Consider the following 25,851-nt stretch of genomic DNA (forward strand, 5'->3'; position numbering starts at 1 on the left):
CGAATTTTATGATAAAGAGGATTAGGATGAAAATGAAAGTAGCATTGCACAATCTGGGCTGTAAAGTCAACGCATACGAGTTAGAGGCCATGCAGCAGATGTTGGAACAGGCAGGGTACGAGATCGTGCCTTTTGCGCCCGGAGCGGACATATATATTATCAACACCTGCACAGTCACAAACATTGCTGACCGCAAATCAAGACAGATGCTCCACAAGGCAAAGAAGATGAACCCGGATGCCATCGTGGTGGCAGCAGGCTGTTATGTACAGGCCAAAAAAGATGAGGTACAGATTGACCCGGCCATAGACATTGTGCTGGGCAACAATAAAAAGCAGGATTTACTCACAGTGCTCAGGCAGTACGACAGGGAAAAGGGCCAGGATAAAGAACTGATCGATTTAAAGAGACCGGTGGAATACGAGAATCTGCAGCTTTCCTCCACAGGGGAGCACACCAGGGCCTATCTGAAAGTGCAGGACGGGTGCAACCAGTTCTGCAGCTACTGTATTATCCCTTATGTGAGAGGGCGGGTGAGAAGCCGCAGAAGGCCGGAGATCGTGGACGAGGTGAAGCGGCTGGTGGAGAACGGATACCAGGAGTTTGTCCTTACAGGCATCCATTTAAGCTCCTACGGCGTGGACTGTGAGGATTCCCTTCTGCAGCTCATTCTGGCTGTCCATGAGATCGAAGGTGTGAAAAGAATTCGCCTCGGATCTCTGGAACCCCGTATTATTACGGAAGAATTTGTCAAAACTATAAGCAGCTTATCTAAAATATGTCCTCATTTCCATTTGTCCCTGCAGAGCGGCTGTGATGCCACCTTAAAACGCATGAACAGAAGGTATGCAGCACAGGAATATCTGGATGGCTGTGCACTGCTGCGGAAATATTTTGAACATCCGGCTCTCACCACGGATGTGATCGTTGGATTTCCACAGGAGTCGGAGGAGGAATTTGAGGCATCCAGAGCTATGATAGAGAGCGTGGACTTTTACGAGACCCATATCTTCAAATATTCCAGAAGGGAAGGCACCCGGGCCGACCAAATGGAAGGACAGATACCGGAACAGGTAAAAGCAGCCAGAAGCCATATTCTGATCGATCTGGGAAGACAGCAGAAGCAGAAGTTTATGGAATATTATCTCGGCAGAAACGTGGAGATCCTCTTTGAGGAACAGGCTGAGATCCGTGGCAAAACATACTGGATCGGGCATACCAGAGAGTATTTAAAAGTGGCAGCCGATACAAAAGAAAACCTTGAGAATTGCATAAAAATTGGCAAAATTGGCGGATTTGTCGAAGATGGCGTTTTTATTTGCGCAATATAATGGTTGAATTTCCCTTCAAGATATATTAGAATAAGGGTATGGTTTAGAGAACTATCCGGCGGCAGCTTCCGAATAGTTATAAGTTTAGATAAGGGCGTGAGAGATTATGGAGAATAATTTAGGAAATACACAGTATTTCAAAGTTAAGACAGAACCGGAAGTCCGGGTAAAGGAAGTCCTGGACCTGGTGTACAATGCCATGGCGGAGAAAGGATATAATCCGGTAAACCAGATTGTTGGCTACATCATGTCCGGCGATCCGACTTATATCACCAGCTACAAAGGTGCCAGAAGCACCATCATGAAAGTAGAACGTGATGAGTTAGTGGAGGAGCTTTTGAAGGAGTATATCAAAAACGAATCCTGGAAGCGTGACTGATGATGAGGATCATGGGACTTGACTATGGCTCTAAGACAATAGGGGTGGCGATCAGCGACCCTCTGGGTCTTACTGCCCAGGGAATCGAAATTATCCGTCGGGAAGATGAAAATAAACTTAGAAAATCCCTTCGCCGGATTGAGGAGCTTGTAAGCGAATATCAGGTGGAAGAGATTGTTCTTGGATTTCCCAAGAACATGAATAACACCATAGGAGAACGGGCGCAGAAGTCTCTTGAGCTGAAGGAAATGCTGGAGAGAAGATGCGGTCTGCCTGTGATCATGTGGGATGAGAGGCTGACTACTGTTGAGGCCAACCGTACGCTCATGGAAAGCGGTGTACGGCGAGAGAACAGAAGTAAATACGTGGATATGATAGCTGCAGTGTTTATTTTGCAGGGCTATCTGGATGCAAAAGCAAACCCGGGTACAGTTTGATTTCAGCTTGATACCGTATTTGGATTATTGAGGGAAAGAAGGCTCGTTTCCGGGTTTGGGCGTTTATGCACGTGAAAAGAACGACAGAAAGGAAGAATGTATGGAGACAATTATTTTTGATGGAGAAGACGGAACAGAATTGGAGTTAGGGATTCTGGAACAGACAAGAGTGAACGGAAGCGTATATCTGCTGGTAGTGGACCCTGAGGATTCGGACGATGAAGGGGCAGCGGCATATATTTTAAAGGACATTTCAGAGGATGGCGACGAAGAAGGCTGCTACGTGTTCGTGGAGGACGATACGGAATACGATGCGGTTTACAAAGTCTTTGAGGCCATGTTAGAGGACATTGAATTTAAAAATTGAACGGAGAAATTGGAGGAATTAACTTGAAAAAAAACAACAACTCAAAATTGAAGATCATTCCTTTGGGCGGGTTGGAACAGATAGGAATGAATATTACTGCCTTTGAATATGAGGACAGTATTGTCGTAGTGGACTGCGGTCTGTCATTTCCCGAGGACGATATGCTGGGAATTGACCTTGTGATACCGGACATCACTTATCTGAAGGACAATATTGACAAAGTCAAAGGATTCGTTATCACCCATGGTCACGAGGACCATATCGGTGCACTTCCTTATGTAATGAAGGAGATCAATATACCCATCTATGCAACAAAGCTGACGATCGGATTAATCGAAAATAAATTTAAAGAGCACAATTTGCTCAGAAGTACCAAGAGAAAAGTGATCAAACATGGACAGTCCATTAATCTGGGCTGCTTTCGTATAGAATTTATCAAGACAAACCACAGCATCCAGGATGCGTCCGCACTGGCGATCTATTCCCCTGCGGGAATCGTGGTGCACACCGGTGACTTTAAAGTGGACTATACTCCTGTATTCGGAGATGCCATTGACCTGCAGCGGTTTGCGGAAATCGGAAAGAAGGGTGTACTGGCACTGATGTGTGACAGTACCAATGCGGAGCGCAAGGGATTTACCATGTCTGAGCGCACGGTTGGAAAGACCTTTGACAATATATTTGCAGAGCACAAGAATACCAGGATCATTATCGCGACCTTTGCCTCCAATGTGGACAGGGTGCAGCAGATCATCAATTCTGCATACAAGTACGGCAGGAAGGTGGCTGTGGAGGGCCGGAGCATGGTAAACGTTATCGGCACGGCCTCTGAGCTGGGGTATCTGAAGATCCCGGACAAGACTTTGATCGAGATTGACCAGCTTCGGAATTATCCGGATGAGAAAGTTACGCTGATCACCACGGGAAGCCAGGGAGAATCCATGGCAGCCCTCTCCAGAATGGCAGCCAGCATTCACAAAAAAGTGACCATTAAACCGAATGATACGATCATTTTCAGTTCCAATCCCATTCCGGGCAATGAAAAGGCAGTATCCAAGGTTATCAATGAACTGAGCATGAAAGGTGCGGACGTTATCTTCCAAGATGCCCACGTATCCGGACATGCCTGCCAGGAAGAGATCAAACTGATCTATTCCCTGGTAAAACCCAAATACGCCATTCCGGTGCACGGTGAATACCGTCATCTGAAAGCCCAGGCAGGACTTGCCCTGGATTTGGGGATCCCCAAGGAAAATGTGTTTATCCTGCAGTCCGGCGACGTGCTGGAGCTGAATGAGGAGGAGCCGGCCAAAGTTACAGGCAAAGTGCGCACAGGAGCCATCCTGGTTGACGGACTTGGCGTGGGCGATGTGGGAAATATCGTGCTGCGTGACCGCCAGCATCTGGCAGAGGATGGTATCATGATCGTGGTGCTGACTCTGGAGAAGCGTTCCAGCCGTCTTCTGGCAGGACCGGATATTGTCTCACGGGGATTTGTGTACGTGAGGGAATCCGAAGATTTGATGGATGAGGCCAGGATTGTGGTGGAGGACGCCATAGATGTGTGCCTGGATAAGCATATAACAGACTGGGGCAAAATCAAGAATGTCATCAAGGACTCCCTGGGTGAATTCTTATGGAAGAGGACTAAGAGAAACCCCATGATCCTGCCGATCATCATGGAGGCTTAGGAAAATGAGTATAATCGACGTCTGCGTGGACAAGCTGGTACATGCGATCAAGAACGGCGTTGTCTACAAGCAGTATTGCACGGCTCTGGAGGAGATCAAGGCAATCCCGGGGCTGAAAGAACAGGTAGATGAACTGCGCAAGCTGAATTATCAGATTCAGGCGGAAGGCGATGAGATCAATCTCTATGATGCGATTGATGATGTAGACAGCAAGATGGATGAGCTGTGCAGGATACCGGAGGTGAACCGTTTTTTAGAAGCGGAGCTTACGCTGTGCAGACAGCTTCAAAGTATTGATGCGTCCATCCATCAGGGAATACAGCTGGATATTCCGGATCTTTAAGAATAAGGAGAACAACATGGCAAAAGGAATCAGAAAACAGGGTGCGGCATCTATTATGGCGAGTGGTTTTTTCAGGCTGGCAGTTTATGCCTGTATTGTATTTGCCGTCATTTTTGTGGGCAAATCTGCCTATGATTTCGGATATGCGATCTTTAATGAAGTTCCTGTGGCTGAGGGGGAGGGAACAGACATCACGGTAGTGATCAAGGATGGTTCCTCTGTTTATCAGATTGGCAAGATCCTGAAGAAAAAAGGGCTGATCGAGGATGCAAAGGTCTTTGTGGTGCAGGAAAAGCTGTCCAATTATAAGGACAAGCTGCAGGCAGGTACCTACATTCTGAATACCAATATGACGGCAGATGATATGATGGCGATCCTGTCCCGTGAAAATGTGGACGGCCAGCCTACCCAAGGCTCCGGTACAGACGGCAATTCCGCTGTGCAGGACACCTCCAAGACGACCGGAGAAGACGGCACAGAGCCGGAAAGCGAAGATGCCGGGGAAGGTGAAGATGCCGGTACCGGTGAAGGACAGGAAGGCCAGCAGGCAGAATAGCAGAGGAAGTAAAAGTGATAGTTGACGAGAGAATGGTAACTTATATCAATTCCCTGGACCGGGGCAACACCCCCTTTCTCAATGAACTGGAGAGAAAAGCCAGGGAGGACAGGGTGCCCATTATCCGCAGGGAGATGCAGAGTTTCCTGAAAGTACTGCTTCAGATAAAACGTCCCCGCCTCATTTTAGAGGTGGGGACTGCTGTTGGGTTCTCCACACTTCTGATGAGCGAATACGCGCCGGCAAAGTGTGAGATCACCACCATAGAGAACTATGAGAAACGGATCCCCATAGCACGGGAAAATTTCAAACGGGCCGGAAGAGAAGAGCAGATCACCCTGCTTTGCGGGGATGCTGCCCAGGTGTTGAAAACCCTTGAGGGGCCGTTTGATCTTATTTTTATGGATGCTGCCAAGGCACAGTATATCCATTTTCTGCCCGAGGTGTTAAGACTTCTGCCATCCGGGGGAATCCTGGTATCTGACAATGTGCTTCAGGATGGGGATTTAATAGAGTCTCATTTTGCCGTGGAGCGCAGGAACCGTACCATTTATAAGCGGATGCGGGAGTATCTCTATGTGCTGAAGAACCATGAAGAACTGGAAACATCCATTCTGCCTCTGGGAGATGGAGTGACTTTGAGTATAAAGAAATAAAAACAGGATGAGGAAAATGAGAAAAAAACCAGAATTACTGATTCCCGCCAGCAGCCTGGAAGTCCTGAAGATCGCTGTTATCTACGGCGCGGATGCCGTATATATCGGTGGTGAAGTATTTGGACTGAGGGCAAAAGCCCGGAATTTTTCCATGGAGGATATGGCAGAGGGGATCACGTTTGCCCACAGATATGGGGTGAAAGTGTATGTGACTGCCAATATCCTGGCCCACAACAGGGACCTGGAGGGTGTGCGGGAATATTTTGAAGAATTAAAAGAGATAAAGCCGGATGCGCTGATCATTTCAGACCCCGGTGTTTTTATGATTGCAAAAGAAGTCTGCCCGGAAATCGAACGGCATATCAGTACACAGGCCAACAATACCAACTATGGTACTTACCGGTTTTGGCATGAGCTGGGAGCAAAGCGCGTGGTATGCGCAAGGGAACTTTCCCTGGAGGAGATCCGGGAGATCCGTGCCCATATTCCGAGGGATATGGAGATAGAAACCTTTATCCATGGAGCTATGTGTATCTCTTATTCGGGAAGATGCCTGCTGAGCAACTTCTTCACAGGAAGAGATGCGAACCAGGGGGCATGTACCCACCCCTGCCGCTGGAAATACTCCATTGTGGAGGAGACCAGACCGGGAGAATATATGCCTGTCTTTGAAAATGAGAGAGGGACTTATATCTTCAATTCCAAAGATTTGTGTATGATCGAGCATATGGATGATATACTCACAGCGGGAATAGACAGCCTGAAAATAGAGGGGCGTATGAAGACAGCCCTGTATGTGGCAACGGTGGCAAGGACCTACCGAAAAGCCATTGATGACTATTTTGACAGTTCGGAGCTTTACAAAAAGAATATGCCCTGGTACCGGGAACAGATCATGGGTTGTACCTACAGGCAGTTTACCACAGGATTTTTCTATGGAAAACCGGATGAGACAGCGCAGATATATGACAGTAATACCTATGCCAAGGATTATACCTATCTGGGATATCTGGAGGATAAGACTTCGGAAGGGCTGTACCGCATCACCCAGAGGAATAAATTCCTCGTGGGAGAGACGATAGAGGTCATGAAACCGGACGGAGAGAACCGCCCGGTGACTGTGAAGGCCATATATGATGAGGAAGGGAATTCCTGTGAGAGCGCCCCGCATCCCCGGCAGATCCTGTATGTGGACCTGGGTGAAGGGCTTGATCTGTACGACATTTTAAGACGGAAGGAAGCAGTTCCGGAGCTTTAGGACAGCATTTTTTTCAATACGGGAGACATAAGAGCGGCTGATATTCAGCCGCTTTGCTATTTCCCTCTGCGTCAGTTCCTTTTCTCCGTAGAGTCCGTACCGCAGTTTCAGAACCTCCAGTTCACGTTCGTTCAAGACCTGGTCCAGGAGGCTGTAGAGCTTTTTGATATCCTCTTTCAGGGAATAATGATCCACCACGTCTACAGGTTCATTCTCGATCACGTCCAGAAGATTTATCTCATTCCCCTCTTTGTCTGTTCCGATCGGTTCGTAGAGGGAAACTTCTTTATTGGTCTTTTTCTTGGAACGCAGCAGCATAAGCAGTTCGTTGTCAATACAGCGCGCAGCATAGGTGGAGAGACGGTTGGATTTCTCTCCATTGAATGTATGAATGGCTTTGATAAGCCCAATGGTTCCAATTGAGATCAAATCATCTAAATCTTCCTCAACCCCTTGATATTTTTTCACAATATGTGCAACAAGGCGCAGATTGCGCTCTATGAGAATATTTTTAGCTTCCTGGCTGCCCCTTTTGTATTCTTGAAGATAATATTTCTCTTCTTCGGAAGTCAAGGGCTTAAGAAATGTTTTCAAGCAGCTTTACCTCAAAGGGATTTAATTATAGTCTATGTGCAAATCCGTCAAATTGTGCTTTTCCCACTCATTTAGGGACGGGTAGGCTGCCAAAAAATTCAGTTTGTGCTTCTTGGATAAGGTTTTTTATCGTCTGTAAGGCCTGCCAGATAGTCCATACTGGTATCCAGTGCCAGGGCGATTCGTTTGCATTGTTCAAAGGTATAGTAGCGTTTTCCGTTTTCAATTTTAGAGTAGTCACTTTGGTCAATGCCGGTCAGATGCTGCATTTTGATCTGTGTATATCCTTTTTCCATTCTTAAATCTTTTAATCTGGATTTCATTGATACACCTCATTTCTTTCTATTAATGGCTTTCCATTGATAATCAATTATGGCGTTGTGACCTATTGACTCTAGGGTGAAATTGACCTATAATCTTAGGAAAAAGAGTAGAGGCAGAGGGCTGTTTATATGGGCGGAAATAACAAAAGTCAGCAGCAGGGCAAAGACTGTGTACAGGGCAGCATAAGTCTGCGGTCTGTGGAATGGAACTGCCTGGGGCAGGGCATAGAAACGTACCGGACAGGAAGCGGGGAATACGCTTTATATATCATAACCAAAGGGCGCGGAAGTATAACGGCAGGTGGAATAGAATATGAAGCGGCCGAAGGAAATGTGCTGGCTGTCTTCCCGGAAACGGATGTGAAAGCCGCAGGGAATGCGCAGGATCTCTTCTATTATATCCGTCTTTGTTCCTGTGGTGCCCAGGTGGCGGAGTGCGCCCGGGAGGCAGGTTTTTTTGAGGACGCTCCGTACCATCTCGTCAATGGTATGGCAGAACTGATAAAAACCGTGCGGAGTATGCTGGAATCAGAAGATGACGGGTATGTGGAATGTCTGGAACAGAGCTGCCGCATAACGAAAATATGGATCGACCTGATCGAAGACCACAGGTATTCAAAGGGGCAGTTTCCGCACGCGGCGGGAAATGACAGGTTAAAGAAAATGCAGGAGATCGCTGCATACATGAAGGAACATATGGAGCAGGATCTGAAAGTCGAGCAGATTGCTAAAAAATACGGAATGAACCGGAGCGGCCTTACCAGGCAGTTCCGAAGTGCAATAGGATGTCCCCCTCAGCAGTATCTTCTCCAAGTGAGATTGGACAGGGCAAAGGAACTGCTGCGGGATACAGAGTATACTATCGGGGAGGTGGCTGCCCGGGTGGGGTACAGGGATGCACTGGCATTTTCCCATATTTTTAAGGAGAAGTGCAGTATGGGACCGAGAGAGTACAGGAAAAGTTGTATCAAAAAATAAGGAGGGGGGAGATTCCTCTCTTCTTTTCGTTGCACAGGAAGAAAAAATGTGATACAGTAAGGATAAGTCAGAAAGCGGGTTCCCGCATTTCTTTCCAGGTGATTCCACCGATATTTCAAAACTTATATTTTAAAATTGAAAATGTTTATACCCGCACCGAAAGGGGTATTTCTGCCTGCTGCGGGGGAAAGGAGTATCTGTATGTTCAGCAGTGTGATGTCGGCAGCAATCTGCGGGGTGGACTGCGTCCCGGTACGGGTGGAGGCGGATGTGAGCAGCGGCCTGCCTGTATTTAACATGGTGGGGTATCTGTCCTCCCAGGTAAAGGAGGCTCAGGAACGGGTAAGGACAGCGATCAGGAATACAAAGATCAGCCTGCCGCCCAAAAGGATCACGGTGAATCTGGCGCCAGCGGATGTGAGGAAGGAGGGGAACCGGTTTGACCTGCCTATTGCGGCAGCACTTCTGGCAGCTTTTGGCTTCATAGAGAAGGAGAAACTGAAAGGGGTCATGCTGGCCGGTGAACTAAGTCTGGACGGCAGGGTGAACCGGGTAAGAGGAATCCTTCCTCTGGCGGAGACGGCGGCACAAAAGGGATGCTGGCTCTGCATTGTGCCCAAAAGTAACTGCAGGGAGGCGCTGACAACAGGAAAGATAAGGGTTCTGGGGGTGGAATCCCTGCAGGATCTTCTAGACGCGTCAGGAAAAGAGCGTTGGGGTGTCAGGGAACAGATGCCGTATGGGAACCAGGAGTTGTCCGAACCTGTTTACAATGTGGATTTTGGAGAAATACAGGGACAGGAAACCGTGAAACGCGCGGCATTGATCGCGGCAGCCGGGTTTCACAATTTACTTCTGACCGGTCCCCAGGGGGCGGGCAAGACTATGATCGCCCGCAGGATCCCCACCATTATGCCAAAGCTTTCCAGGGAGGAGAGTCTGGAAGTTTCCAGAATCTACAGTGTTGCAGGGCTTTTGTCGGAGGACCAGCCCTTTATGTCCGCAAGGCCTTTTCGTTCCCCTCATCATACCATTACTCCCCAGGCGCTGGCCGGAGGCGGCAGGATCCCAAGGCCGGGGGAGATCACACTCTCCCACAGAGGGGTTCTTTTTCTGGATGAAATTCCCGAGTTTTCCCACAATTCTATTGAAATATTGAGACAGCCTTTGGAGGAGCATAAGGTGATGATCGCCAGAACCGGAGGCTCTTATGAGTTTCCGGCGCACTGTATGCTGGTGGCTGCCATGAACCACTGTCCCTGCGGCAGGTACCCGGATCTGAAGCGGTGTACCTGTACAGACAGGGATATCAGCAGGTATGCGGGGAGATTAAGCGGCCCCATACTGGACAGAATCGACCTCTGCGCAGAAGCGGCCTGTATGACTTACCGGGAGATTTCCGGCGGGAACACAGGCCGGAGTTCGGCAGAGCTTATGAAAGAGGTAGAAAAAGCGTTTTTGGCACAGCAGGACCGGTATCAGGGGCTGGGTATCTGCTATAATTCGGAACTTTCCGGGAAACAGGTGGAAAAATACTGCAGTGTCAGCCGGGAAGGCCGGCGTCTTTTGGAAAAAGCTTACGAAATGATGAATTTAAGTGCCAGGGCTTATCATAAGATTTTAAAGACAGCACGTACCATTGCAGACCTGGACGGTGAGGAAGAGATCAAGGAGGCACAGATCAGTGAGGCAGTCTGCTACAGGGGCCTGGAGAAAAGGAAGGTATAAAGTACATGGAAAAAGAGAAAATCTTCTGCTGTCCGAAAACGGGCAGGGCATATCCGGAGAAGCTCAGATATTTTGAGGACATGCCGGAATATTTATATGTGAAGGGAAAGCTTCCTGACAGCCAAAAAAAGAGTGTGGCGATCGTGGGAGCCAGGCGGTGCAGCAGTTACGGCAGTTCCCAGGCATATTATTTTGCAAAAGAGCTGTCACGGTACGGGATCCAGATCGTAAGCGGTATGGCCAGGGGTGTGGACGGCTGGGCACACAGAGGTGCCCTGGACGGGGGCGGGGAAACATTCGCGGTTCTGGGTAGCGGGGTGGATATCTGTTATCCCAGGCAGAACATGGATATATATAGAAGGATTCCAATTCAGGGAGGCATACTTTCAGAGTATGAACCCCAGACGCCGGCCCTTCCCTATCATTTCCCCAGAAGGAACCGGATCATTAGCGCGCTGGCGGATCTGGTGCTGGTCATAGAAGCGGGAAGGAAAAGCGGTTCCCTGATCACTGTGAACTTTGCACTGGAGCAGGGGCGCAGCGTCTATGCCCTTCCCGGGCGCCTGGGAGATGCCCTCAGTGAGGGATGCAACAACCTGATCTTTGAAGGTGCAGGCATTGCAAATTCCGTAGATATTATTCTAAATGAACTTCAGATCTCAGATAAATTAAAAGCAGATTTGGAAGCAAAATCAAACTTTAGGCTTGCAAGCCGGGAAGAAATGGTGTATAGTTGTCTGGATTTGAGGCCAAAATATCTGGAAGAGATTTTCCTTCAGGTAGAACTAAATCCTGGGGAAATTCAGGAAATATTATTGAAACTGGAATTGAAGGGGCTTGTAGCAGAGCCAGTCAAAAATTATTATGCCAGAACGGGAGGTTGAGATGGCGAAATATTTAGTGATTGTGGAATCACCGGCGAAAGTGAAGACAATCAAGAAATTTCTCGGTTCAAATTATGAGGTCATGGCGTCCAACGGACATGTGCGGGATCTTCCCAAAAGCCAGCTTGGAATCGACGTGGAGAATGATTACGAACCTAAATATATAACGATCAGAGGAAAGGGGGATATCCTGGCGGGGCTTCGCAAGGCGGCTAAAAAGGCGGACAAGGTATATCTGGCAACTGACCCTGACCGTGAAGGGGAAGCCATTTCCTGGCATCTGTCCAAAGCGCTGAAACTGGACGAGAAGAAAATGCGTAGAATCACATTCAATGAGATAACCAAGACTGCAGTAAAAGCTTCTATTAAAGAGGCCCGCGATATTGACATGAACCTGGTGGATGCACAGCAGACCAGAAGAATGCTGGACCGTATGGTTGGTTACAGGATCAGTCCCGTACTCTGGGCAAAAGTAAAAAGAGGCTTAAGTGCAGGCCGTGTACAGTCCGTGGCCCTGCGCATCATCGGTGACCGGGAGGATGAGATCAATGCATTTATTCCGGAGGAATACTGGACACTGGACGCAGAATTTGCCGTAAAAGGGGAAAAGAAACCGCTGATCGCCAAATTCTATGGAAATAAAAGCAAAAAAATGAGCATCGGTTCCAGGGAAGAGCTGGACAAGATACTGGAAGGACTTGAGGGCGTCAGTTATGAGGTGGCTGAGGTAAAGAAGAGCGAACGGAGCAAAAAACCGCCTCTTCCATTTACGACCAGTACCTTACAGCAGGAAGCGTCCAAGGTGCTGAATTTTTCCACACAGAAGACTATGCGCCTGGCGCAGCAGCTCTATGAAGGCATTGACATTAAGGGGAACGGTACCGTGGGTGTTATCACCTATCTGCGTACAGACTCCACCAGAATCTCTGAGGAGGCTGAATCAGCCGCCCATGAGTACATTACTTCCCAGTACGGGCCGGATTACACACTGACCCAGGAGAAGAAGGATGACAAAAAGAAAAAAATCCAGGATGCCCATGAAGCCATCCGTCCCACAGATATTACAAGGACGCCGGCTTCCCTGAAGGAATCCTTGAGCAGGGACCAGTTTAGGCTGTATCAGCTGATCTGGAAACGGTTCACAGCCAGCAGAATGCAGAATGCCAAATACGAGACTACGTCTGTGAAGATCAAGGGCGGGGAGTATTATTTTACGATGGCTGCCTCCAAGTTGAAATTTGACGGTTTTATGGCTGTCTATGTGCAGGAGGATGAGGAAAAGACAGAGAACGCTTTTCTGGCTAAGGGATTGGATGAGAGTACAGAGCTTTCTTTCCAGGGCTTCCATGAGCAGCAGCATTTTACACAGCCGCCGGCACATTATACGGAGGCTGCCCTTGTAAAAGCGCTGGAGGAGCTGGGAATCGGACGCCCAAGTACCTATGCGCCCACCATCACCACCATTATTGCCAGGCGTTATGTGGCAAAGGAAAATAAAAATCTGTATATGACGGAGCTGGGCGAAGTCGTTAACAATATTATGAAGAAATCTTTCCCCAGTATTGTGGATGTGTATTTTACTGCCACCATGGAGGAGCTGCTGGACAGTGTAGGGGAAGGGATCGTGCAGTGGAAGACTGTGATACGGAATTTCTATCCTGACCTTGAGGAGGCAGTGCAGACGGCTGAGAAGGAACTGGAGGAAGTCAAGATAGAGGATGAGGTGACAGATGTGATCTGTGATCTGTGCGGGCGGAATATGGTGATCAAATATGGCCCTCACGGGAAATTCCTGGCGTGTCCCGGATTTCCGGACTGCAGGAATACAAAGCCCTATCTGGAGAAGATTGGAGTTCCCTGCCCTGTTTGCGGGAAGGATGTGGTACTCCGCAGGAGTAAGAAAGGGCGCCGGTATTATGGGTGCGAGAATAATCCGGAATGCGAGTTTATGTCATGGCAGAAGCCTTCTAAGGAGAAGTGCCCGAATTGCGGAGGGTATATGCTGGAGAAGGGGAATAAGATTGTGTGTGCGGATGAGCATTGTGGGTTTGTGATGGTGCGTAAGAAAGAGGAGGTGCAGCAGGAGGCATAGGAATTAGGGGCTGAATGTTGTTGAATGAGGTATGTGGCTGGGCGGGTGGTTGTCTAAGGCGGACGATACCTGCCGCACAAAGTCCCTGGAGGCCAGTCGGCAGATGGGGATGGACTAATGGAAAAAAGCGGGAAGAATGGGTGAACCGGATAGAACCGCAGACAAAACTGATGTTTTGTCTGCTCAACTATCCTTAGAATTTGCTTTTGTGAAGCAAATTCTATCACCCATTCTTCCCGCTTTTTCCCATAAGTCCATCCAGCCATCTGCCTCCAATGCCCTCCAGGGACTTTGTGCGGCAGGTATCTGGTAGTGGGAAAAACCTGCGGACGTAGAGTAGTGAAAAAAATTGCGGATGGGGGAGTGGCAGGATAAGGCGGCAGGTGTCTGGCAGTGAGAAAAGGCCTGCAGAGGGGGAAGTGATATAATAAGGCGGCAGGTGTCTGGCAGTTAGAAAAGGTCTGCGGATGGAGGAAGTGGTGGGATAAAGTGGTGTGTGTTTGGTGGGGGAAGAGTTGGAGAAAAGGGGAAAGTATTTGACAGGCGGGGAAAGAAAGGGAAGTCGGGGAAATTTCAATTGTTTTGAAAGTTAAGTTTGTGGGAAAGAGATAAATAGACAGAAAATAAAAAAATCATGCATTGATTTCAGAATAATTGTGTGTTAAAATAAAAAAGGATATAGAGAATAGAAATTAGCGGTTATATTCTGTAGGAATAGAGTGAAAGGAGGTCGCTATGAGCGTACAGTTATTGGATAAAACCAGAAAGATTAACAAACTGCTTCATAACAACAATTCTTCTAAGGTGCTGTTCAACGATATTTGTGAGGTGATGGTGGAGACTTTAGACTCCAATATCCTGGTTATCAGCCGGAAAGGAAAGGTGCTTGGTGTGGGTACCTGTCCGGGTGTGGAGGAGATTACGGAATTGATTGACAGTGAAGTGGGCGGTTATATTGATAAACTGCTCAATGAGCGTCTGCTTGGCGTGCTGTCGACAAAGGAGAATGTGAATCTTCAGACATTAGGATTTGAAGGAGAGAACATCAGTAAGTATATGGCAATTATCAGTCCGATCGATATTGCAGGTGAGAGGCTGGGTACCCTTTTTATGTACAGAGATCAGAAGGGGTACGATATCGAGGACATTATTGTGAGCGAGTATGGCACAACCGTTGTGGGTCTGGAGATGATGCGCTCTGTACATGAGGAGAATGCAGAGGAGAACCGGAAGATTCAGGTAGTGAAATCTGCATTCAATACGCTTTCTTTCTCAGAATTGGAAGCGATCATCCATATTTTTGATGAACTGGATGGGGACGAGGGGATTTTGGTGGCAAGTAAGATCGCCGATAGAGTGGGGATCACCCGTTCTGTGATCGTCAATGCACTGAGGAAGTTTGAGAGTGCAGGAGTGATTGAATCCAGGTCTTCAGGCATGAAGGGAACCTATATCAAAGTGCTCAATGAAGTGATCTTTGATGAGCTGGAAGAGATCAAAAAGCGCAAGCTGGTAAAAAAGCAGTAATTAAACAGTGATTTAGGGCAAGAAAACCGGAGGTTATTCATATAGTAGGAAATAACCTCCGGTTTTCTTTGGGTTTTTATATTTTTCCGGGAAAGACTGTATGCAGAGGGCGGGTTTTGGCTAAACTTTTGCTATGGATCATCCCTTTGGAAGGGGATTTCATGCGGAAATATAAAGATTCTAAAATAAATATAAAATTCAATGAAAATTAAAAAGATGAGAAAACAAGAGAATAATCGAGTAAAAATAAGAAATAATTAGTATTGACTTGATTATTCGCAGATGAAAGAAGTTGCAGAAATGCGCCGGATTCACTAATATATGACTAACGGTTAGCACTCGAATCAAATGAGTGCTAATAACAAGCAGAGAATTTTAAAAGGAGGCAATAGATATGAAATTAGTACCATTAGGAGACAGAGTTGTATTAAAACAGTTGGTTGCAGAAGAGACCACAAAATCCGGGATCGTGTTACCGGGCCAGGCACAGGAAAAACCGCAGCAGGCAGAAGTGGTAGCAGTAGGACCGGGCGGAGTGATCGACGGCAAAGAAGTTAAAATGGAAGTAGCTGCAGGCGATCAGGTGATCTACTCTAAATATGCCGGCACAGAAGTGAAGCTGGACGATGAAGAGTTCATCATCGTGAAACAGGGCGACATCCTTGCCGTTGTAAAATAACAGGCAGCAGGGGAAGAATAAAACTAGAAAACAGAAATAGACATTTTTTAATTTCAGGAGGAATCGAATCATGGCAAAAGAAATCAAATACGGTGCAGAAGCAAGAGCTGCCCTTGAAAGTGGTGTAAACCAGTTAGCTGACACTGTTCGTGTAACTTTAGGACCGAAAGGAAGAAACGTTGTTCTGGATAAATCTTTCGGCGCTCCGCTTATCACAAACGATGGTGTGACTATCGCAAAAGAGATCGAGCTGGCAGACGGATTTGAAAATCAGGGCGCACAGCTGATCAAAGAAGTTGCATCCAAGACAAACGACGTAGCTGGTGATGGTACTACAACAGCAACCGTTCTGGCACAGGCAATGGTAAATGAAGGTATGAAGAACCTGGCAGCAGGAGCTAATCCTATCATCCTGAGAAAAGGTATGAAAAAAGCAACAGAAGTTGCAGTTGATGCCATTCAGCAGATGAGCGGTAAGATTGAAAGAAAAGACCAGATCGCACGAGTAGCAGCTATCTCCGCAGGTGATGATGAAGTGGGAGAAATGGTTGCAGATGCTATGGATAAAGTAAGCAACGACGGTGTTATCACCATCGAAGAGTCCAAAACCATGAAGACAGAGCTGGACCTGGTAGAAGGTATGCAGTTTGACAGAGGATATATCTCCGCATACATGGCTACAGATATGGATAAAATGGAAGCAGTTCTGGACGATCCGTATATCCTGATCACAGACAAGAAAATCTCCAACATCCAGGATTTACTGCCTGTATTAGAGCAGATCGTTAAATCTGGTGCAAAACTGCTGATCATCGCAGAGGACATTGAGGGCGAAGCTCTGACAACTCTGATTGTAAATAAATTAAGAGGAACCTTCTCCGTAGCTGCTGTAAAAGCTCCGGGATATGGTGACAGAAGAAAAGAAATGCTGCAGGATATCGCAATCCTGACAAATGGTACAGTTATCTCCGACGAACTGGGTCTGGAATTAAAAGACGTGACCATGGAGCAGTTGGGTCGTGCAAAATCTGTAAAAGTGCAGAAAGAAAACACAGTTATCGTTGACGGCGAAGGAAACAAAGCTGATATTGATGCAAGAATCGCTCAGATCAAACATCAGATCACTGAGACAACATCTGAATTCGATAAAGAAAAATTACAGGAAAGACTTGCAAAACTGGCTGGCGGCGTTGCAGTTATCCGTGTAGGTGCTGCTACTGAGACTGAGATGAAAGAAGCAAAACTGCGTATGGAAGACGCTCTGAACGCTACAAGAGCAGCGGTTGAGGAAGGTATCATCGCAGGCGGCGGATCTGCTTATATCCATGCATCCAAAGAAGTTGAGAAACTCATCGCCGGACTGGATGGAGACGAGAAGACAGGCGCAAGAGTAGTTCTGAAAGCTCTGGAATCTCCTCTGTATCACATTGCAGCAAATGCAGGCCTGGAAGGTTCTGTGATCATCAACAAAGTAAAAGAAGCTGAGACAGGTGTAGGCTTTGACGCATTGAACGAGAAATACGTGGATATGGTAAAAGAAGGCATCCTGGATCCTACAAAAGTTACAAGAAGTGCACTGCAGAACGCAACAAGTGTTGCAGGTACTCTGCTGACAACTGAAGCTGTTGTTTCCAACATCAAAGAAGAAACACCGGCTATGCCGGCAGGCGGTGCTCCTGGAATGGGAATGATGTAATATATAATAGAAAATTCACATTTCTTATGCCGGTGTCATATGGACACCGGCATTTCTTTGTGATAGACTTATAAGCAAAAGCTGATACCTAAGGAGGAAAACATGAACGACGCGTACTCAGAACTGCTCGTGAAAAAAGAGCAGACCATAAAGGAGAAAGCAATCAAGGTACTGGTTATCGCATTGATCGTACTGGCAGCAGTTGTCGGTATTTTATTTACGCCCATTGCCCTGGTTGTAGCTGTAGTGCTGGGAGTGGCTGCGTATTTTCTGCTGCCGAACCTGGACCTGGAATTTGAATATCTCTATGTGAACGGAGAGCTGGACATTGACAGGATCGCTTCCAGAGCAAAAAGGAAGAGGATCAAGAGCCTGGATCTTTCAAAAATGGAACTTATGGCTCCCGTGCAGTCACACCGCCTGGACTACCAGAACCACAATAAAAATATTAAAGTTTACGATTTTTCATCCGGAAATCCATCCCATAAGATTTATGCAATGATCATCCCTGACGACAAAGAAGTCTGTAAAGTGCTGATCGAGCCGGACATGGAACTGATCAAAAATATTGAAAAAAGCTGTCCGAGAAAAGTTTTTACGGATTGACAGGTTTGTCGTAATTTGTTATATTATTTTACTATAAACAAACGAAGGGAGAACGAAAATGGGTAAGATTATTGGTGAAGGCATTACTTTCGACGATGTGCTGCTGGTTCCGGCATATTCTGAAGTGATCCCCAATCAAGTTGATTTGTCGACTAATCTGACAAAAAAAGTGAAGTTAAACATTCCGATGATGAGTGCAGGGATGGATACCGTTACCGAATACCGTATGGCGATCGCCATGGCGAGACAGGGAGGTATCGGTATCATCCATAAAAATATGTCTGTGGAAGCACAGGCGGACGAGGTGGACAAGGTAAAGCGTTCCGAGAACGGTGTTATCACAGATCCCTTCTACCTTTCACCTGAGCATACCCTGGAGGATGCCAACAATTTAATGTCGAAATTCCGTATTTCCGGTGTTCCGATCACAGAGGGCAGGAAGCTGGTGGGAATCATCACCAACCGCGACCTGAAATTTGAAGAGGACTTCAGCAAGCAGATCAAAGAAAGCATGACATCAGAGAATCTGGTCACAGCCAGAGAAGGCGTAACTTTAGAGGAAGCGAAAAAGATCCTCGCAAAATCAAGAAAAGAAAAACTTCCGATTGTCGATGAAAACTTCAACTTAAAAGGTCTTATTACCATTAAAGATATAGAGAAACAGATTAAATATCCGTTATCCGCAAAGGACGAGCAGGGAAGACTGCTGTGCGGTGCCGCAGTAGGCATCACAGCCAATGTTATGGCCCGTGTGGACGCATTAGTGGAGGCACAGGTTGATGTCATTGTTGTGGATTCTGCACACGGACATTCTGCCAACATTCTCAAAGCTGTCAGAGAGATCAAAGCAAAACATCCGAATCTGCAGGTAGTTGCAGGCAATGTGGCAACCGGAGCAGCAACAAAAGCCCTGATCGAGGCCGGTGTGGATGCTGTGAAGGTTGGTATCGGTCCCGGTTCCATCTGTACCACACGTGTGGTTGCAGGTATCGGCGTACCGCAGATCACGGCTATTATGGAGTGCTATGCTGTAGCAAAAGAGGCGGGCATTCCGATCATAGCAGACGGCGGTATCAAATATTCAGGAGATATGACAAAAGCCATTGCAGCAGGGGCCAATGTCTGCATGATGGGCAGTATCTTCGCAGGATGTGACGAAAGCCCCGGAGACTTTGAGTTATACCAGGGAAGAAAATACAAAGTTTACCGCGGTATGGGCTCCATCGCCGCAATGGAGAACGGCAGCAAGGACCGCTACTTCCAGCAGGATGCTAAGAAACTGGTTCCGGAAGGCGTAGAAGGACGAGTTGCTTATAAAGGCCATGTGGAGGATACAGTCTTCCAGTTAGTGGGTGGTCTCCGTTCCGGTATGGGTTACTGCGGAGCAAAAGATATTGAGACTCTGAAACAGACAGGACAGTTTGTGAAGATCACAGCTGCGTCTCTGAAAGAATCTCATCCGCACGACATTCACATTACAAAAGAAGCACCGAATTACAGTGTAGACGAATAATAGGAAGCACGGGCATTGTGTATCTCCTATAGATACAAGAACAGAGGCTGTTGCTAAAGTGGCAACAGCCTTTTGCCTTTTGCAGGGGAAGTCAGCCGTGAAGAGAAACGTACACCCCGCTGTATAGTGGGGAGAAACAGTTGCGGGAAAGGTACATAGATAGTGGGGACAAACAGTTGCGGGAAAAGTACATAGATAGTGGGGACAAACAGTTGCGGGAAAAGTACATAGATAATGGGGAGAAACGCTTATGGGACAAAGGAGAGGTCATAGCAGGAGAGATTACAGAAGGGTAAACAGAAGGAAACAGAGAAACAGAAGGCTTATGCTTTTTGGCCTGGTTCTTCTGGGGATTATTTTTGCAGCAGGGGTCATAAAAATTGTGACAGGGAAGGCAGAGGATGCCAGGCTGGATAAGCTGGAGGCACAGGTTACGCAGGAGAACGGCAGTTTTATAGGGGCGCCGCCTTTTGAGGTCAATCTGCTGGATGTGAATGAATACTCAAGGCCCGGTATCCCCCTGAAGAAGATAAAGGGTATCGTAGTGCACTATACGGCCAATCCGGGAAGTACGGCAGCGGAAAACAGAAACTATTTTGAAGGACTGAAAGACAGCCATGAGACAAAAGTAAGCAGCCACTTTGTCATAGGCATTGAGGGGGAGATCGTCCAGTGTATCCCCAGCTCAGAGATTGCCTATGCATCCAACTCACGCAATGATGATACGCTGTCCATTGAGTGCTGTCACAAGGACGAGACCGGTGAATTTACGGAGGCAACATATGATTCTCTGGTCAAACTGGTGGGATGGCTCTGCTACCGTTTCGGCCTGGAGAGCAGTGATGTTATCCGCCATTATGACGTGACAGAGAAAATCTGCCCCAAATACTTTGTAGACCATCCGGATGCCTGGGAACAGTTCAAAAAGGATGTGGACGGGCAGATCCTGGTGGTGCAGAAAGAAGTAGACGAGGCATTGAAGGCAAAAGGGGACAAATGATTAGGGGGAAAGAAATGTGGAAAGGGAGCACGTGTTTAAACGCATAATTCGTTACTACAGGGAGCATATGTGGTGCCCATTTGCACTTATTATTTCAGCATCCACATTGCTTATCATTCTTGTGCTGATGGGTTATCTGAAAAATGAGTATTACCAGTATCTTCTGGATAACACCTATGATACGGAAAAAGCCTTGCTCTATTCGGTGAATAAAAATATTGAAAACCAAATGGAAAATTTCGTCAGTATTGGTTCAAGCATTGTAGTAGACGGAAGTTTGGTAGAGGAGATAGAACGTTACGTTGGGACAGAGAATGTGGATGCCTCTGATACTATGCTTATGAGGAGTGCACTTAAAAGTGCTTCCCACAACTCAAGCTCCATTGCAGGGCTGGCGATTGTAGATGATAACGGACTTTTATTCCAGTTTGACAGAAATGAGGTGGGATCGGCAAAAAGCAAGGGCATATGGAATGAGGAGAACAGGGAAAATATCACAGACATTTTTCAGGATGTTAAGGTACGCAATGCGGATAACAAACTTCCCCGTTATAGTATAGTAACAAAACCCACCCTGCATCCCAATATTAAGGATCAGGGACTGATACATATTGCGTTTCCACTGAAAAACGGATATGATTATAAAAATATGAAGTATATGCTGGTGATTTCCTATTATAGTCAGCCGCTTCAGGCTCTTCTGAAACAATTGAACCAGGGACAAAGGGATGAATCCATACAGGGATTTATCCAGGATAATGAAGGGAAAATCCTGCTTCACACAAATGAAGAGTATCTGGAGGAAAGTGCTGCCCGGTTGTTCGGAGAAGCCAATTTTATTGATTTGGAAACATCCGTGGGAACTTACGGATGGACTCTGCACGGTATTATAGATGAGGATATTCTGAAGGCAAAAGTAAATTCCATGTATTATAAAGCAGTCCATCTGAATATTCTGGGCATTGCAGTGATATTGGGTATTCTTATCTGGACCACTAGAAGAACGCTGAAGCCTGTGGCGGTAATCAGCCAGTCCATCAGTCGGGTAAAAAGCGGTGATATGCGAGAGAAAATAGAGATTGAGGGAACAAACGAAATCTGGCAGCTTGCCCAGGAATATAATGAAATGCTTCATTCTATCCGGGTAGCCAATGCAAAGGTAACAGAACAGCATGAACAGATGATAGAATCCATGAAGATGAAGCAGAGGGCGGAAAGAGAGGCCCTGGAGTCTCAAATTAATGCACATTTTATCTGCAATACCCTCAATGCCATTAATTATGAAGCTATTGACAGTGGGAATTATAAGGTTTCCGTTCTGCTCAAGAAACTTTCTAATATCCTCCGGTATACCTTTGACCAGAAGCATCAGAATGTTTACATGTTCCAGGAAATCACCTGGATAGAGCAGTATCTTTTTCTTCAGAAGGAGAGACTGGGAAATGTATTTGATTACCAGATAGATTTTGACTCAGACTATGACAATTGGCCTTGCAGAAAGCTGATGCTCCAGCCCTTTGTGGAGAATTCCATCCTTCATGGATTTGAAGGTATGAAAGAGGGTGGGTTTATTCACATTACAGGAGAAGGATATCAGGAGTATCTGAAGATTACCATTGAAGATAATGGATGTGGAATGAGTCGTATGCGCAGTGCAGTGATCAATGAGATTATAGAAAATCCCATGGTGGCTAAGGAAAAAGAGGTTGGTATTGGAATTTCCAATGTCATTACCAGAATGAAAATGCATTATGGGGAAGGGATGCAGATGAAGCTTGAAACCGCGGAGGGAAAGGGCACAAGGCTGACTTTTATCCTTCCGGAGCCGGAGAAAGCAGAGAAAGGAGAAATCCGTAATGAGAGTGTTGATTGCAGAGGATGAGGAACGTGCCAGAAGAGGCCTGAGAACATTGCTGATGTCTATATCAGACCAATATGAGGTTGTGGCAGAAGCTTCTGACGGGAAGCAGGCATTGGAACTGATTCAGATAGTGAAGCCGGATGTAGTTTTTACAGATTTAAAGATGCCGTATCTGGACGGCATGGGGCTGATTAAAGCGGCAAGTGCTGCCGGCATTATGGTGAAATATGTGATTGTGAGCGCTTATGAGGATTTTGATGTGGCCAGACAGGCTATAAGCCTGGGGGTTAAGGAGTATTTGGTAAAGCCAATCACTTATGATGAAGTGAAAGAACTTATGGAACGGCTGGACAGCTCTAGAGTAGACTTTGGCGTGCACGAAGAAAAAAATTTGAGGGAGCGTTATCCCGATGTACATCCTTTGGTGCGCAAGGCATTAAGTTTTATTGAAAATGGATATGCCTCCAAAATCAGTCAGAAGGAGCTGGCCGAGAACCTGGGAATATCTCAGGAATACCTTTGTTATCTATTTAATAAGGATGTGGGGGAAACATTTTCCCATTTTCTTAAAAACTACAGAATAGAGGTGGCAAAGAAGCTTTTAGTGAGCGGAGGCGTTCCAAAAGAAGAGATACCCTACAGCGTAGGATTCTCAGATCCGAAGTACTTTAATAAAGTATTCCGGGAAGTGGTAGGGTGCGGAACGACGGAATATATCAGAAATAATAAAAGATGATTATACAATGTGACGGGAGAATGGTGTGCAAAACACAGAAATGTGGTTAAAATGTATGCTGTTCTTCCGTTTTTTTGGAGTTATATTAAAAAATTACTCCAATCTTAAAATCCTATCCTAAGATTTTACCCCAAATCTTAAAATTGTGAGTTACTAAAATGGCAGGTTGATTTTATAATAATATCATCCTAAATCGGGAAATAAAGGAGGAAATAGGTATGAAGAAAAGATTCCAGAAAATCGCGGCTTTATTGCTCATAGGTGCTATGGTAGGAAGCCTGGTTACGGGCTGCGGAGGTAGCAATGACACAGCCTCCACAGATACCAAGTCTGATGACAAAACATCTGCTGATGACACCACTGCAGATGATGATGCCGAGGAGACAAAAACTTCCAGTGAGTCAAATGGCGGTGCTGAAGTGACACTTTGGCATTATTTTGAGCATGAGGCTCCGGACTTGGAGGCTGTTGTGGAGAAATACAACCAGTCCCAGGACAAGATTAATATTACTTGTACTTATGTGTCACGTGAGGAACTTATGAACCAGTACACCATCGGTGCAGTTTCAGGAGAACTTCCTGACATTGGAATGGTGGACTCTCCGGATATGGAATCCTACATATCCCTGGGAGTTTTTGAAGACATCACATCAGACATTGAGGGATGGGAAGACTTAGAGCAGTTCTATGAGGGACCCCTTTCAAGCTGTAAAGATGCAGATGGAAAATATTACGGACTTCCTAACAACTCCAACTGTCTGACACTTTGTTGCAATATGGACGTTTTGAATGCAGCAGGTATTGAAAACCCGCCCACGACATGGGAAGAGTTTGAAGCGGCCTGTAAAGCAACTACCAATTCAGCAGACGGTGTGTACGGATTTGCAATGAGTGCTATTGGTACAGAGGAAGGTACATTCCAGATTCTTCCGTGGATCTATTCTGCAGGCGGAAACATTGATGATCTGACAAGCCCGGAGGCTACAAAGGGTGTTCAGTTCCTGGCAGATTTGGTTAAGAACGGTTATATGAGCAAAGAAGTGGTTAACTGGCAGCAGTCTGAAGCTTACAACGCTTTCTGTGCAGGGAAAGCAGCGATGTTTGAATCCGGTACATGGCAGTTAGCTGATATTGATGAGAAGATCAACGGTGCATTTAATTACAAATATACTCTTCTTCCAAAAGACAAAGAATATGCTTCCACAATCGGTGGTGAGAATTTTGGTGTTTGCACAGGCACAGAGTACAAAGCTGAATGTGTTGATTTCCTGAAATTCCTTATGAATCCAGAGAATAATGCAGACTTTACTGCAGCGGCAGCAAAACTTCCTGTTCGTAAAGACGCAGTTCCTCTGAAAGATTTGTGGACAACAGATGAGAGATATGTGGTATTCAATGACGCTATGAACTATGCAAGAGCACGTGGACCTCACGCTCAGTGGCCTACTCTTTCCGAAGCTCTTTACACAGCTACACAGCAGGCTCTGTTAGGTGACAAATCTGTAGAAGACGCTTTGAAGGAAGCCGACAGCAAGATCGCACCCATTGTAGCAGAAGACCCGCTTCCGGAATTATCAACAGGCGGCGGAGTTGCAGAAGACGTTAAGTCTGCCGAATAAGAGTGGAACAGGAGTCTCAGAATCAGTCTGGAATCCGACTGGATTCTGGGACTCCTTTGTTGATATATGAGGATTACAAAAACGGAAAGGGGTGCGTGGAAATGAAACTCGACATGGCCGCAAAGAAGAGAAGAGAGGCTTATATTTTTATTCTTCCCGGTTTTATCTATTTGCTTGCAATCTGTGGTTACCCGTTGATTTATAATGCGATTTTGAGTTTTAAAAATGTAAATGTGAAGAACCTGGCCTCAGGAGCTTCAATTTTCGTTGGTTTTGACAACTATAAACAGTTATTTGCAGATCCTACCTTCCAGCTGGTATTTAAAAACACAATCGTGTTTACACTTGCCTGTCTGCTGGTACAGTTTACCATTGGATTTTTATTTGCATTATTCTTTTCAAAGAAATTTACCTTTGCCGGACCTATCCGTGGTCTGGTGCTGGTGGGATATATGATGCCTATGTCCGTAACAGCTCTGCTTGGCAAGAACCTGTTCCTGCTGGACGGCGGTGTTATCAATGACCTTTTGATGAAGCTGCATATTATATCAAGTCCAGTGGACTGGCTGGTGAGCGGAGGAACTGCTCTGGCGGCAGTCATTGCAGTAAACTGTTGGGTAGGTATTCCATTCAATATGCTGCTTTTGACATCAGGTCTTACGGGAATCTCCAATGATATCTATGAAAGTGCATCCATTGACGGTGCTAATGCATTTCAGCGATTCCTTTATATTACGTTGCCGCTTATGAAACCAGCTATGCTTTCTGTACTTATGCTTGGTTTTATTTATACCTTTAAAGCCTTTGACCTGATGTTCATCATGACTGCCGGAGGCCCGTTCAATTCCACAGATGTACTGGGAACCTATGCCTACTCCAAAGCTTTTACACAGTATGAATTTTCACAGGGTTCTGCAATCGCTATGGTATTGTTTGTATGCCTGTTCCTGGTAGGTATCTTCTACCTGAGATTATTGAACAAGGAGGATGATTAGAT

General features: G+C 46.3%; 25 protein-coding genes. 23 read left to right on the forward strand and 2 right to left on the reverse strand.

The genetic code is table 11. From position 1 onward, the window contains the following. The first annotated feature begins 26 nt into the window (after nucleotides 1-26). The 9 genes from mtaB (at nucleotide 27) to C6P39_RS14545 (ending at nucleotide 7,018) form a co-directional block, all read left to right on the forward strand. Entirely contained in the window at nucleotides 27-1,331 is a 1,305-nt protein-coding gene (gene mtaB / locus C6P39_RS14505) for a tRNA (N(6)-L-threonylcarbamoyladenosine(37)-C(2))-methylthiotransferase MtaB (RefSeq protein ID WP_104804249.1), read from the forward strand. A gap of 106 nt (nucleotides 1,332-1,437) precedes the next feature. Next, nucleotides 1,438-1,710, forward strand: a complete 273-nt coding sequence (locus C6P39_RS14510; RefSeq protein WP_018596061.1) for an IreB family regulatory phosphoprotein — start codon at nucleotides 1,438-1,440, stop codon at nucleotides 1,708-1,710. A 2-nt stretch (nucleotides 1,711-1,712) separates the two neighbouring features. Continuing rightward, complete coding sequence (gene ruvX, locus C6P39_RS14515; protein ID WP_033142399.1) at nucleotides 1,713-2,147, forward strand: Holliday junction resolvase RuvX; 435 nt, start codon at nucleotides 1,713-1,715, stop codon at nucleotides 2,145-2,147. A 100-nt stretch (nucleotides 2,148-2,247) separates the two neighbouring features. Continuing rightward, nucleotides 2,248-2,514, forward strand: a complete 267-nt coding sequence (locus C6P39_RS14520) for a DUF1292 domain-containing protein (RefSeq protein WP_104804250.1) — start codon at nucleotides 2,248-2,250, stop codon at nucleotides 2,512-2,514. 23 nt (nucleotides 2,515-2,537) lie between these two features. Continuing rightward, nucleotides 2,538-4,205: a ribonuclease J gene (locus tag C6P39_RS14525; protein ID WP_029470224.1), complete on the forward strand. Its 1,668-nt coding sequence runs from the start codon at nucleotides 2,538-2,540 to the stop codon at nucleotides 4,203-4,205. A 4-nt stretch (nucleotides 4,206-4,209) separates the two neighbouring features. After that, a complete protein-coding gene (locus C6P39_RS14530; protein ID WP_018596065.1) occupies nucleotides 4,210-4,548 on the forward strand; it encodes a YlbF family regulator in 339 nt (112 codons plus the stop codon). Nucleotides 4,549-4,564: 16 nt separating this feature from the next. Next, nucleotides 4,565-5,104 (forward strand): endolytic transglycosylase MltG, encoded by a 540-nt coding sequence (locus C6P39_RS14535; RefSeq protein WP_104804251.1) that lies wholly within the window; start codon nucleotides 4,565-4,567, stop codon nucleotides 5,102-5,104. A gap of 14 nt (nucleotides 5,105-5,118) precedes the next feature. Continuing rightward, nucleotides 5,119-5,760 (forward strand): O-methyltransferase, encoded by a 642-nt coding sequence (locus C6P39_RS14540; RefSeq protein ID WP_095172110.1) that lies wholly within the window; start codon nucleotides 5,119-5,121, stop codon nucleotides 5,758-5,760. Between the two features lie 16 nt (nucleotides 5,761-5,776). Then, on the forward strand, nucleotides 5,777-7,018 hold the full coding sequence (locus tag C6P39_RS14545; RefSeq protein ID WP_104804252.1) for a peptidase U32 family protein: 1,242 nt from the start codon (nucleotides 5,777-5,779) through the stop codon (nucleotides 7,016-7,018). On the opposite strand, the gene sigK is transcribed toward C6P39_RS14545, so the two are convergent. Both sigK and C6P39_RS14555 read right to left on the reverse strand, forming a co-directional pair. After that, nucleotides 6,986-7,612, reverse strand: a complete 627-nt coding sequence (sigK, locus tag C6P39_RS14550) for an RNA polymerase sporulation sigma factor SigK (RefSeq protein ID WP_065543105.1) — start codon at nucleotides 7,610-7,612, stop codon at nucleotides 6,986-6,988. The two genes, C6P39_RS14545 and sigK, sit on opposite strands and share 33 nt — an antisense overlap. A 98-nt stretch (nucleotides 7,613-7,710) precedes the next feature. After that, nucleotides 7,711-7,935 carry a helix-turn-helix domain-containing protein gene (locus tag C6P39_RS14555; protein ID WP_095172108.1) on the reverse strand — a complete coding sequence of 75 codons (225 nt, stop codon included), beginning with the start codon at nucleotides 7,933-7,935 and terminating at the stop codon, nucleotides 7,711-7,713. Nucleotides 7,936-8,064: 129 nt separating this feature from the next. On the opposite strand from C6P39_RS14555, the gene C6P39_RS14560 reads away from it, so the two are divergent. The 14 genes from C6P39_RS14560 to C6P39_RS14630 all read left to right on the forward strand — a co-directional run bounded on the left by C6P39_RS14560 (nucleotide 8,065) and on the right by C6P39_RS14630 (nucleotide 25,849). Next, nucleotides 8,065-8,913, forward strand: a complete 849-nt coding sequence (locus tag C6P39_RS14560; RefSeq protein ID WP_095172107.1) for a helix-turn-helix domain-containing protein — start codon at nucleotides 8,065-8,067, stop codon at nucleotides 8,911-8,913. 201 nt (nucleotides 8,914-9,114) lie between these two features. Further along, nucleotides 9,115-10,641 carry a YifB family Mg chelatase-like AAA ATPase gene (locus tag C6P39_RS14565; RefSeq protein ID WP_104804253.1) on the forward strand — a complete coding sequence of 509 codons (1,527 nt, stop codon included), beginning with the start codon at nucleotides 9,115-9,117 and terminating at the stop codon, nucleotides 10,639-10,641. Between the two features lie 5 nt (nucleotides 10,642-10,646). Next, complete coding sequence (dprA, locus tag C6P39_RS14570) at nucleotides 10,647-11,525, forward strand: DNA-processing protein DprA (RefSeq protein ID WP_104804254.1); 879 nt, start codon at nucleotides 10,647-10,649, stop codon at nucleotides 11,523-11,525. Nucleotide 11,526: 1 nt separating this feature from the next. Further along, on the forward strand, nucleotides 11,527-13,617 hold the full coding sequence (gene topA / locus C6P39_RS14575) for a type I DNA topoisomerase (protein ID WP_095172104.1): 2,091 nt from the start codon (nucleotides 11,527-11,529) through the stop codon (nucleotides 13,615-13,617). A gap of 735 nt (nucleotides 13,618-14,352) precedes the next feature. Next, nucleotides 14,353-15,144 carry a GTP-sensing pleiotropic transcriptional regulator CodY gene (codY, locus tag C6P39_RS14585; RefSeq protein ID WP_018596076.1) on the forward strand — a complete coding sequence of 264 codons (792 nt, stop codon included), beginning with the start codon at nucleotides 14,353-14,355 and terminating at the stop codon, nucleotides 15,142-15,144. A 394-nt stretch (nucleotides 15,145-15,538) separates the two neighbouring features. Next, the gene (locus tag C6P39_RS14590) at nucleotides 15,539-15,823 is read left to right on the forward strand and encodes a co-chaperone GroES (protein ID WP_065543099.1); all 285 of its coding nucleotides are present in this window, start codon (nucleotides 15,539-15,541) and stop codon (nucleotides 15,821-15,823) included. A gap of 70 nt (nucleotides 15,824-15,893) precedes the next feature. After that, nucleotides 15,894-17,519, forward strand: a complete 1,626-nt coding sequence (gene groL, locus C6P39_RS14595) for a chaperonin GroEL (RefSeq protein WP_095172103.1) — start codon at nucleotides 15,894-15,896, stop codon at nucleotides 17,517-17,519. Nucleotides 17,520-17,621: 102 nt separating this feature from the next. Further along, nucleotides 17,622-18,125, forward strand: a complete 504-nt coding sequence (locus C6P39_RS14600) for a DUF6106 family protein (RefSeq protein WP_095172102.1) — start codon at nucleotides 17,622-17,624, stop codon at nucleotides 18,123-18,125. A 58-nt stretch (nucleotides 18,126-18,183) separates the two neighbouring features. Next, a complete protein-coding gene (gene guaB, locus C6P39_RS14605; RefSeq protein WP_095172101.1) occupies nucleotides 18,184-19,638 on the forward strand; it encodes an IMP dehydrogenase in 1,455 nt (484 codons plus the stop codon). Nucleotides 19,639-19,888: 250 nt separating this feature from the next. Next, nucleotides 19,889-20,638 carry a peptidoglycan recognition protein family protein gene (locus C6P39_RS14610; RefSeq protein WP_104804256.1) on the forward strand — a complete coding sequence of 250 codons (750 nt, stop codon included), beginning with the start codon at nucleotides 19,889-19,891 and terminating at the stop codon, nucleotides 20,636-20,638. A 16-nt stretch (nucleotides 20,639-20,654) separates the two neighbouring features. Next, nucleotides 20,655-22,520, forward strand: coding sequence for a cache domain-containing sensor histidine kinase (locus C6P39_RS14615; protein ID WP_104804257.1), 1,866 nt, complete (start codon nucleotides 20,655-20,657; stop codon nucleotides 22,518-22,520). Beyond that, nucleotides 22,495-23,235, forward strand: a complete 741-nt coding sequence (locus C6P39_RS14620) for a response regulator transcription factor (RefSeq protein ID WP_104804258.1) — start codon at nucleotides 22,495-22,497, stop codon at nucleotides 23,233-23,235. The genes C6P39_RS14615 and C6P39_RS14620 overlap by 26 nt, the downstream gene beginning before the upstream one ends. A gap of 218 nt (nucleotides 23,236-23,453) precedes the next feature. Continuing rightward, nucleotides 23,454-24,854 carry an ABC transporter substrate-binding protein gene (locus C6P39_RS14625; RefSeq protein ID WP_104804259.1) on the forward strand — a complete coding sequence of 467 codons (1,401 nt, stop codon included), beginning with the start codon at nucleotides 23,454-23,456 and terminating at the stop codon, nucleotides 24,852-24,854. A 101-nt stretch (nucleotides 24,855-24,955) separates the two neighbouring features. After that, nucleotides 24,956-25,849, forward strand: a complete 894-nt coding sequence (locus C6P39_RS14630) for a carbohydrate ABC transporter permease (RefSeq protein WP_104805938.1) — start codon at nucleotides 24,956-24,958, stop codon at nucleotides 25,847-25,849. The last annotated feature ends 2 nt before the right edge of the window (nucleotides 25,850-25,851 follow it).

The sequence above is a fragment of the Blautia marasmi genome, from assembly GCF_900258535.1.
Classification (GTDB): domain Bacteria; phylum Bacillota; class Clostridia; order Lachnospirales; family Lachnospiraceae; genus Blautia; species Blautia hominis.

Excerpts from the sequence above, each read along its gene's own strand:
- C6P39_RS14510 (WP_018596061.1), top strand. The coding sequence starts at position 1,438 with ATGGAGAATAATTTAGGAAATACACAGTATTTCAAAGTTAAGACAGAA.
- C6P39_RS14630 (WP_104805938.1), top strand. The coding sequence starts at position 24,956 with ATGAAACTCGACATGGCCGCAAAGAAGAGAAGAGAGGCTTATATTTTT.
- codY (WP_018596076.1), top strand. The coding sequence starts at position 14,353 with ATGAGCGTACAGTTATTGGATAAAACCAGAAAGATTAACAAACTGCTT.
- dprA (WP_104804254.1), top strand. The coding sequence starts at position 10,647 with ATGGAAAAAGAGAAAATCTTCTGCTGTCCGAAAACGGGCAGGGCATAT.
- C6P39_RS14545 (WP_104804252.1), top strand. The coding sequence starts at position 5,777 with ATGAGAAAAAAACCAGAATTACTGATTCCCGCCAGCAGCCTGGAAGTC.
- groL (WP_095172103.1), top strand. The coding sequence starts at position 15,894 with ATGGCAAAAGAAATCAAATACGGTGCAGAAGCAAGAGCTGCCCTTGAA.
- C6P39_RS14560 (WP_095172107.1), top strand. The coding sequence starts at position 8,065 with ATGGGCGGAAATAACAAAAGTCAGCAGCAGGGCAAAGACTGTGTACAG.
- topA (WP_095172104.1), top strand. The coding sequence starts at position 11,527 with ATGGCGAAATATTTAGTGATTGTGGAATCACCGGCGAAAGTGAAGACA.
- C6P39_RS14590 (WP_065543099.1), top strand. The coding sequence starts at position 15,539 with ATGAAATTAGTACCATTAGGAGACAGAGTTGTATTAAAACAGTTGGTT.
- C6P39_RS14600 (WP_095172102.1), top strand. The coding sequence starts at position 17,622 with ATGAACGACGCGTACTCAGAACTGCTCGTGAAAAAAGAGCAGACCATA.
- C6P39_RS14555 (WP_095172108.1), bottom strand. The coding sequence starts at position 7,935 with ATGAAATCCAGATTAAAAGATTTAAGAATGGAAAAAGGATATACACAG.
- C6P39_RS14535 (WP_104804251.1), top strand. The coding sequence starts at position 4,565 with ATGGCAAAAGGAATCAGAAAACAGGGTGCGGCATCTATTATGGCGAGT.
- C6P39_RS14620 (WP_104804258.1), top strand. The coding sequence starts at position 22,495 with ATGAGAGTGTTGATTGCAGAGGATGAGGAACGTGCCAGAAGAGGCCTG.
- ruvX (WP_033142399.1), top strand. The coding sequence starts at position 1,713 with ATGAGGATCATGGGACTTGACTATGGCTCTAAGACAATAGGGGTGGCG.
- C6P39_RS14610 (WP_104804256.1), top strand. The coding sequence starts at position 19,889 with ATGGGACAAAGGAGAGGTCATAGCAGGAGAGATTACAGAAGGGTAAAC.
- C6P39_RS14530 (WP_018596065.1), top strand. The coding sequence starts at position 4,210 with ATGAGTATAATCGACGTCTGCGTGGACAAGCTGGTACATGCGATCAAG.
- C6P39_RS14625 (WP_104804259.1), top strand. The coding sequence starts at position 23,454 with ATGAAGAAAAGATTCCAGAAAATCGCGGCTTTATTGCTCATAGGTGCT.
- mtaB (WP_104804249.1), top strand. The coding sequence starts at position 27 with ATGAAAATGAAAGTAGCATTGCACAATCTGGGCTGTAAAGTCAACGCA.
- C6P39_RS14520 (WP_104804250.1), top strand. The coding sequence starts at position 2,248 with ATGGAGACAATTATTTTTGATGGAGAAGACGGAACAGAATTGGAGTTA.
- guaB (WP_095172101.1), top strand. The coding sequence starts at position 18,184 with ATGGGTAAGATTATTGGTGAAGGCATTACTTTCGACGATGTGCTGCTG.
- C6P39_RS14565 (WP_104804253.1), top strand. The coding sequence starts at position 9,115 with ATGTTCAGCAGTGTGATGTCGGCAGCAATCTGCGGGGTGGACTGCGTC.